Below are 3836 nucleotides of genomic sequence, written 5' to 3' on the forward strand. Positions count from 1 at the left end.
GCCGTATCATCGCCCGAACGGCGTCGCTCGCCGCTCGAACCGTGACGTTTCGCCATATGAATGGGACATTTTACTGCACGAAAGGGGCCGTATCATCGCCCGAACGGCAATGCTCGCCGCCCGAATGGCCGTGCAAGCGCCGAATGATCCGTTTCACCGTCCGAATAACCGTGCCGCTACCCGAATGGAACCGCAACTCGCCGAACGGCGACGCTAGCCGCCCGAATGGCCGTGCAAGCGCCGAATGGTCCGTTTCACCGTCCGAATCGAACCGCGCCAGCGCCCGAATGAGACGTTTTACCGCGTCCGAATGGAACGTTTCGCCGCCCGGACGGGCGGCTTTGCCGTCTTCCGGACTTGCCTTGACTGGCCGGAACGCAGTTATATATAATGACTACATTAATCGAGGGAGGTTCGGAATGAACAAGCCGAATGAAATCATCGTAGTCCTCGACTTCGGGGGACAATACAACCAGTTGATTGCGAGACGCATTCGCGATCTGGGCGTATACAGCGAATTGCTGCCGTACAACACGCCGGTGGAGCGGATACGGGAACTTCAGCCGAAAGGCATCGTGTTCTCGGGAGGACCGGCCAGTGTTTATGCGGAGCAGTCGCCGCTCGTCGATCCGGCCGTTTACGAGTTGGGCGTGCCGATCCTCGGCATCTGCTACGGCATGCAGCTGATGGCGCATCAGTTAAAAGGGAAAGTGCAGCGTGCGGACAAGCGGGAATACGGCAAGGCGGAAATCGAATTTGTCGCCGGTTCCTGTTTCATCGAAGGGCTGGAACGCCGCCAGACGGTATGGATGAGCCATAGCGATCTGGTCGTGGAGCTGCCGGAGGGCTTCCGTGTCGAAGCGAGCACGGCCCATGCGCCGGTCGCGGCGATGAGCCATCCGGAACGCAAATTTTACGCCGTTCAGTTCCATCCGGAAGTGCGCCATACGGTTCACGGCAACGAAATGATCCGCAATTTCCTGTACAACATTTGCGGCTGCGAAGGCAACTGGAGTATGGAGACGTTTATCGAGGATACGGTGCGCGACATCCGCGAGCAGGTCGGCGACCGCAAAGTGCTGTGCGCGCTGTCGGGAGGCGTCGATTCGTCCGTCGTGGCGGTGCTGATTCACAAGGCGATCGGCGACCAATTGACGTGCATGTTCATCGACCACGGCCTGCTGCGCAAAGGCGAGGCGGAGTCGGTCATGGACACGTTCGCCGGCAAATTCGACATGCGCGTCATCAAGATCGACGCCAAGGAGCGGTTCCTCAGCAAGCTCAAGGGCGTAGAAGATCCGGAGAAAAACGGAAAATTATCGGCAACGAATTTATTTATTTGTTCGACGAAGAATCGGCCAAGCTCGGCGAGTTCGATTTTCTGGCGCAAGGCACGCTGTATACGGACATTATCGAAAGCGGCACGGCGACGGCGCAAACGATCAAGTCCCATCACAACGTCGGCGGTTTGCCGGAAGACATGCGCTTTAAGCTGATCGAGCCGCTGAAGTCGCTGTTCAAGGACGAGGTGCGCAAAGTCGGCGAAGAATGCGGCTTGCCCGCCGAAATCGTTCACCGTCAGCCGTTCCCGGGACCGGGACTGGCGATCCGCGTGCTGGGCGAAGTGACGGAGGAGAAGCTGGCCATCGTTCGGGAATCCGACTACATTTTGCGCGAAGAAATTGCCAAGGCCGGGCTTGACCGGGAAATTTGGCAGTACTTTACGGCTCTGCCGAACATGAAGAGCGTCGGCGTCATGGGCGACGCACGCACGTATTCGTATACGGTCGGCATTCGCGCTGTGACGTCGATCGACGGCATGACGGCCGACTGGGCCCGCATACCGTGGGATGTGCTGGAAAAATTTCGAACCGCATCGTCAATGAGGTGGACAACGTCAACCGCGTCGTTTACGACATTACGTCGAAGCCGCCGGCGACGATCGAGTGGGAATGATTTTTCCGAACGTTTTTGGACAGAACTCCCTTTAATATTCATCTTTTCTATTGACAAACCGGTGACCGGGTCGATAGAATGATGAAGGACAACAAAATAACTTTTCGTATAATCTCAAGAATCGGCTTGAGAGTCTCTACAAGGTCACCGTAAATGATCTGGCTACGAAAAGCGAAGAAGAGCGTCTGTCCGCGCATTTGCGGACAAGCTCTTTGGCGTTTTACGGAACCTGGGAGACATGCTTCGACCGCATGGCTTCCGGGTTTTGTTGTTTTGCCGAATATAAAAAGGGAGGGTTTTGTCCGACATGGAACGTTTCTTTCGTCTGAAGGAACACGGGACAAATGTTAGAACGGAAATTATGGCGGGGCTGACGACGTTCATGACGATGGCCTACATTTTGGCGGTCAATCCGAACATTCTGAGCGCCGCTGATCTCAGCTGGAACTCGGTGTTTCTGGCGACGGCGCTGGCGGCGGGCATTTTTACGATCGCGATGGGATTGTTCGTCAATTTCCCGGTGGCGCTCGCGCCCGGCATGGGGCTTAACGCCTTCTTCGCCACGACCGTCATTACGTCGAAAGCGACCGATACCCCGATATCGGCGGAAATGGCGCTGACAGCCGTTTTCATCTCGGGTATCATCTTCATTATTCTGACGGTGACGCATGTTCGGCAAATGCTCATTACAGCCGTTCCGGACAGTCTCAAGCATGCCATTACGGTCGGCATCGGACTGTTCATTACGATTATCGGCGTGAAAAACAGCGGCATTTTGACCGTTTCCGTCGAGACGATGAAGGACGTTCCGGCCGGCACGTATACGAATCTGCTCGGCTTCGAATCGGTGTTCCATATGGGCGCTTTGAATACGCCCGACGTTTATTTGACGGTAATCGGCCTGCTGCTGATCGCCATTCTGATGGTGCTGAAAGTGCCGGCCGCCATTCTGTTCGGCATTCTCGGCACGACGGTTATCGCCATTCTGACCGGTAATGTCGACGTGGCGAAATCGCTCGAAGGCGCCAGCTGGATGCCGAATTTCAGCGACCTCAATTTCGCGCACTTCGATTTTGCTGGCGTGTTCGAGGTCGGGCTGATCACGGTCATCCTCACCTTCACGTTCGTGGAGCTGTTCGATACGTTCGGCACGCTGATCGGTACGGCCAACCGTGCAGGCATTATGAAAGATCCGGAAAAAGGCAAGAAGAAAGTCGGCGAAGCGATGCTCGTCGACGCGATCGGCGTCAGCGGCGGCGCAATGCTCGGCACGAGTACGGTAACGGCGTACATCGAGAGCTCCTCCGGCATCGCCCAGGGCGGACGTACCGGCCTGACGGCGGTTACGACCGGCGTATGCTTCCTGCTCGCTCTGTTCATCTCGCCGATCGTCGCGCTCATTCCGGGCTCGGCGACGGCAGCGGCGCTCATTATCGTCGGCGTGCTGATGATGCAGTCCGTGCGCGAGATCGACTTCTCGGATATGGTATATGCGATTCCGGCGTTTTTTACACTTGCTTTTATGCCGTTTACGTACAATATCGCCAACGGCATCTCGTTCGGCATCGTCTCGTATGTCGTGCTGGCGTTTATCGCCAATGTGAGCGGCCGCGGCAACCGGCAAGGCGGCTACAAAATTCATCCGCTTATGTGGATTCTGGCTGTCCTGATCGTGCTTCGCTATTTGCTCATGGGAGGCCATTGATTCCGCGGGCATGATCCAAGCCCTTTCCGCCAATTGCGGCGGGAAGGGCTTTTTTAAGATGCTTTGACGAAAGCTGCAAAAGTGCAGGAATTTTGGATCGAATAGATGGATATGGCGTGAAATTCTGCATAAATACAGTATTTTTGGGAATTTTCGCTTGGCTGGGGCTTGAACG

3 protein-coding genes, 1 pseudogene and 1 riboswitch are annotated in these 3836 nt (G+C 55.9%); of the genes and pseudogenes, 3 read left to right on the top strand and 1 reads right to left on the bottom strand.

The annotated features are described in order from the left end of the window. The 3 genes and pseudogenes from PACILC2_RS23465 to PACILC2_RS23475 form a co-directional block, all read left to right on the top strand. Positions 1-217 (top strand): hypothetical protein (locus PACILC2_RS23465; protein WP_213531221.1); only part of this gene is annotated, 217 nt, incomplete at its 5' end. A gap of 202 nt (positions 218-419) precedes the next feature. After that, positions 420-1956: pseudogene (gene guaA / locus PACILC2_RS23470) on the top strand (glutamine-hydrolyzing GMP synthase). 84 nt (positions 1957-2040) lie between these two features. Further along, positions 2041-2141: riboswitch (purine riboswitch) on the top strand. A gap of 122 nt (positions 2142-2263) precedes the next feature. Continuing rightward, a complete protein-coding gene (locus tag PACILC2_RS23475; RefSeq protein WP_062495995.1) occupies positions 2264-3661 on the top strand; it encodes an NCS2 family permease in 1398 nt (465 codons plus the stop codon). Here PACILC2_RS23475 and PACILC2_RS23480 read toward each other — a convergent pair. Continuing rightward, on the bottom strand, positions 3645-3836 hold a 192-nt coding region (locus PACILC2_RS23480; RefSeq protein ID WP_213531222.1), incomplete at its 5' end, for a hypothetical protein. The genes PACILC2_RS23475 and PACILC2_RS23480 overlap by 17 nt on opposite strands.

The organism is Paenibacillus cisolokensis, assembly GCF_018403665.1.
GTDB lineage: Bacteria > Bacillota > Bacilli > Paenibacillales > Paenibacillaceae > Paenibacillus_AH > Paenibacillus_AH cisolokensis.

Excerpts from the sequence above, each read along its gene's own strand:
- PACILC2_RS23475 (WP_062495995.1), top strand. The coding sequence starts at position 2,264 with ATGGAACGTTTCTTTCGTCTGAAGGAACACGGGACAAATGTTAGAACG.